The following is a 4,003-nucleotide window of genomic DNA, read 5'->3' as shown; positions in this document are numbered from 1 at the left end:
TATGAAAGAAGGGCGGAACTGGATGTGTATACAAGTCAGACTCAAGGAAAAGAAAGTGCCTATAGCCTGTTGAGAACATTGGTTGGAAGATTGTTTCGCGCTTCGGCAGCGAGTAATCAAAGCGGCAAAAACGAACAGGATGAGTTAACTATACAGGTGAAGCAGAAATTTGGATTTGATCGGGGGTCATTGCTCGTCCTCAATGCCATTGATCAGGGTGCCAATCCCAGACACTTCAACCTCAACTTTGTCCCCGGGCTTTAAGAACTGTGGCGGATCGAGCCGCGCGCCGGCGCCTGTTGGGGTGCCGGTGACAATGATATCCCCGGGTTCAAGGGTGGTGAATGTGGAGATATACTCGATCTGTTTGCGGATCGGGAACAACATGCGTGATGTATTGTCTTTTTGGTGGACTTCGTCATTTACGCGGGTGATAATGTCTGCGTTTTCAACCTGTTGCGGATCGTTATAGGGCACAAGCCATGGTCCCATCGCGCCTGAATTGTCAAAGTTCTTGCCTTGGGTCACATTGAATTTTGCGTGGCGCACCCAGTCCCGAATTGTGCCCTCGTTACAAATAGTTAGGGCTGCGATGTGATCTAACGATTCCGCCTGGCTGATGTGCCGACCGCCCTTGCCAATGACAATGGCAATTTCACCTTCATAGTCGAGTTGATGGGAGGCTTTGGGGCGGATCAGGGGCGAGTTATGCCCGGTAAATGAGCTTGGGAATCGCACAAACAGGGACATATTAGGCGGGGCATCTTGCCCATCCTTATATTCTTCGTTGCGGGCCGGAAAGTTGACGCCAACGCAAATAATTTTGCCCGGATTAGGCAGCGGAATGTCCAGTTTTGTGTCTGCAATGTGCCGCGAGTGTCCCAGTTTTTGTGCCAGCTCAAGTGCCTGATTTTGGGCGTTTGCGTGGAACACGTCTCGCAATGTCCCAAACTGTGCCATTTGAGGGGACAAATCTGTGATTTTCTGCCCATCTGTGGCACCCCACATGGGGGTGCCGTCAATGGTGTAGGAGACAAATTTGTCCATCATAATTGCGCTGCCATTTGGGTGATCACATCATAGGCGAAATCAGCATCTGCCTGTTCCATATCGAATGAACCACACTGGAAGCGAATGACGAAATTTCCATCGATCTTTGTTTGGGTGAGGTAGATGCGCCCATCATTATTGATGTTGGTGAGCAGACGCAGATTGAGTTCGTCCAAATCGGTGGCATCTTCTGGAGCATAGCGAAAACTAAACAGCGACAACATGGGTTCGGTAACCATTTCGAAGTCGGGTGTCTGTGATAGTTTGTAGTATAGCCTTTCAGACCATGCCACGTGATTGCGGATCATTTGGCGCAAACCTTCAAGGCCATGTGCGCGCAGTAAGAACCAGATTTTTAGCGCACGGAAGCGTCGGCCTAAAGGCACTGACCATTCAGAATAATTGATGATGCCATCGGTGCCGTGGGTTTTTAGGTATTCGGGTTTTATCGCTAATGTGCTGACCAATGCGTCTGGATCGGCAATGAAATGGGCGGAACAATCAAATTGCGCGCCAAGCCATTTATGTGGGTTAAAGACTATGCTGTCTGCGCCTTCAACGCCCGTCCAGAAGTGACGGAACTCTGGGCAAATCATTGCTGCACCAGCCCATGCCGCATCAATATGCGAATAAAGGTTTTCCGCTTTGGAAACCGCAACAACTTCGGCAATATTGTCAGTGGAGCCAACCGACGTGCCGCCGACGCATGCAATAATACCGGCAGGAATGAACCCGGCTTCGCGATCAGCCTTGATGGCTTTTTGAAGCGCATCAATGTCCATGCCGCGCAGTTTGCCTTTGTGCGGAATGCGCACCAAGTTTTCTTCACCAATGCCCGCAACCCAAATGGCGCGATCGATTGAAGTGTGGACTTGGTCTGAGCAGTAAATGCGCAATTGCTTGTGGGCGGCAAGACCGTCCACATTGCCGCGCCAGTTTAATGCCCGTTCGCGCATGGTCAAAACTGCAGCCAAGGTGGCTGACGACGCGCTGTCTTGTATAACGCCAGTGAAGCCATCAGGTAGGCCGATGGCTTGGCGTAGCCAATCCAAAACCTTGGTTTCCAGTTCGGTGGCCGCAGGTGAGGTTTGCCACAACATGCATTGGGCCGCGATCGAATTGACCAGCATTTCAGCCAAAACAGAGGCAGGAGCGGCATTTGCAGGAAAATAGGCAAAGAAGCGCGGATGCTGCCAATGGGTGATGCCGGGCATCAGTTTGGCTTCAAAATCAGCGAAAATGGCTTCCATATCTTCGCCCATTTCAGGCGGTGTGTCGGGCAATTGGGCGATGATTTCGCCCGGCTTGGTTTGGGCACGCACGGGTCGGTCGCGCAAGTTCTCACGATAATCTGCGCCCCAGTCCACAAATCGTTTGCCCCAATGGCGAAAATTCTTCCAGTCCATAAATGCCCCTATGGTGCAATGATTGGTGATGCTGCAAGATCTGACATGGTCGGTTCCACATTTTCAAAAGTGCTGCCATGTTCAAACCAGCTGCGTGGTGCCGGTGCACCCCAAAGTGTTTGGCGTTGCGGGTCTTTGAGGTCCCATTTGATGGGTTCAAGATCTGGATCAACCGTTTGATAGTCTGAGCAATAGATCTCGATCCTATGACCGTCTGGGTCCAAAATGTACAAGAAGAATGCATTGGAAATGCCGTGGCGACCCGGACCGCGTTCAATATTGGCCACATAACCGGAAGTGGACATCAAATCTAACAGATCAATGATATTGAGCGGATTTGGCACCCAAAATGCGGTGTGGTGAAGGCGAGGACCAAGGCCGTTGGTGAATGCCATATCATGCACGCCGCCTTTGCGGTGCATCCAGGCCGCCCAAAGGCGCTTGCTCTCATCGTCCTCAGTATATTCGGTGGTGCGGAAACCAAAGTCTGCATAAAAGGCGACACTTTCATCAACGTCTTGAGAGAAGACGTTGAAATGGTCAATGCGTAGCGGTTTGACGCCATTGTAGAGCTTATATTTCTGGTGGATGGGCTCAAGCCGATCCATTTTGAAATAGAACTCCAGCGGAATGCCGTGGCAGTCTGATGTGCGCAGGGTGCGGCCTTGGTAAGGGCGTTCTATCCATGCTGTCGGGCGGCTCTTTGATTGGAAATAAGCTTCGGCCTTATCCAACTCAGGCTCATCATAAACCTTGAAGCCCAAAACGTTGGCTTGGGCTTTTTCACCCTTTTTGAGGATGATGCAGTGGTGGCCGCGTTCTTCCATGGCGCGAAGATAAATTTCATTGTCATCTTCGTTTGTGACTTGCAGGCCCAATGTATCCACATAAAAGGCGCGACTGGCGGCCAAATTGGTGACCACAAATTCTACGTGGCTAAGGCGCAGCACATTAAAGGGCGGGTACAGATTATGCTCTGGTAATGGCATGATATTTCCTCAAGTGTTCGCGCGCATGTCTGATCTCATGCTCGCAGAATTAAACGCGATCATCCACCTAGTTTTGGGATTTTATGCTCAGTTGTCGCAAAGGCGATATTTTTGGTTTCCATATAGAAGTCAAAGCTATAATCACCACCATCACGTCCGATACCACTTGATTTCACACCACCGAATGGCGCTGGTAAATGGCGGACATTATGTGAATTGACCCAGACCATCCCTGCTTCAACTTTTTGGGCGATAGTGTGGGCGCGTGATATATCTTTTGTCCAGATATATGCCGTTAAGCCATATTTGACATTATTCGCCAGTTCAAGCGCGTCTTCATCACTATTAAAGGGAATCGCTATCAAGAAGGGACCAAAGACTTCTTCCTGAGCAATCCGCATATTATTATGAGCATCGGTGAATAAAGTTGGCTGGATGTAATTGCCACTGCCTAAGCCTTCAACCGCTTGCCCACCACTGGCTAAGGTTGCGCCTTCATTTTGACCAATGGCAACATAGCTTGATACTTTGTCGAAATGGCTACCATGAATCAGTGGA

Annotated in this window: 4 protein-coding genes; all 4 read right to left on the bottom strand. The window is 50.1% G+C overall.

What is annotated here, in order from left to right:
- Positions 1-186: 186 nt before the first annotated feature.
- A complete protein-coding gene (locus Q0231_RS07825; protein WP_299346919.1) occupies positions 187-1,047 on the bottom strand; it encodes a fumarylacetoacetate hydrolase family protein in 861 nt (286 codons plus the stop codon).
- Positions 1,047-2,456: a pyridoxal-dependent decarboxylase gene (locus Q0231_RS07820; RefSeq protein WP_299346917.1), complete on the bottom strand. Its 1,410-nt coding sequence runs from the start codon at positions 2,454-2,456 to the stop codon at positions 1,047-1,049. The genes Q0231_RS07825 and Q0231_RS07820 overlap by 1 nt, the downstream gene beginning before the upstream one ends.
- 8 nt (positions 2,457-2,464) lie before the next feature.
- Positions 2,465-3,445, bottom strand: coding sequence for a 3,4-dihydroxyphenylacetate 2,3-dioxygenase (hpaD, locus tag Q0231_RS07815; protein ID WP_299346915.1), 981 nt, complete (start codon positions 3,443-3,445; stop codon positions 2,465-2,467).
- A gap of 59 nt (positions 3,446-3,504) precedes the next feature.
- Positions 3,505-4,003 (bottom strand): aldehyde dehydrogenase family protein (locus Q0231_RS07810; RefSeq protein ID WP_299346913.1); only part of this gene is annotated, 499 nt, incomplete at its 5' end.

This window comes from uncultured Maritalea sp. (genome assembly GCF_937139385.1).
Lineage (GTDB): Bacteria > Pseudomonadota > Alphaproteobacteria > Rhizobiales > Devosiaceae > Maritalea > Maritalea porphyrae_A.
Note: the sequence above shows the minus strand (reverse complement) of the source record. Positions and strands in the feature narration are given on the sequence as shown.

Bases quoted from the DNA above. Each gene is read 5' to 3' on its own strand.
- Q0231_RS07825 (WP_299346919.1), bottom strand. From the start codon at position 1,047: ATGGACAAATTTGTCTCCTACACCATTGACGGCACCCCCATGTGGGGT.
- Q0231_RS07820 (WP_299346917.1), bottom strand. From the start codon at position 2,456: ATGGACTGGAAGAATTTTCGCCATTGGGGCAAACGATTTGTGGACTGG.
- hpaD (WP_299346915.1), bottom strand. From the start codon at position 3,445: ATGCCATTACCAGAGCATAATCTGTACCCGCCCTTTAATGTGCTGCGC.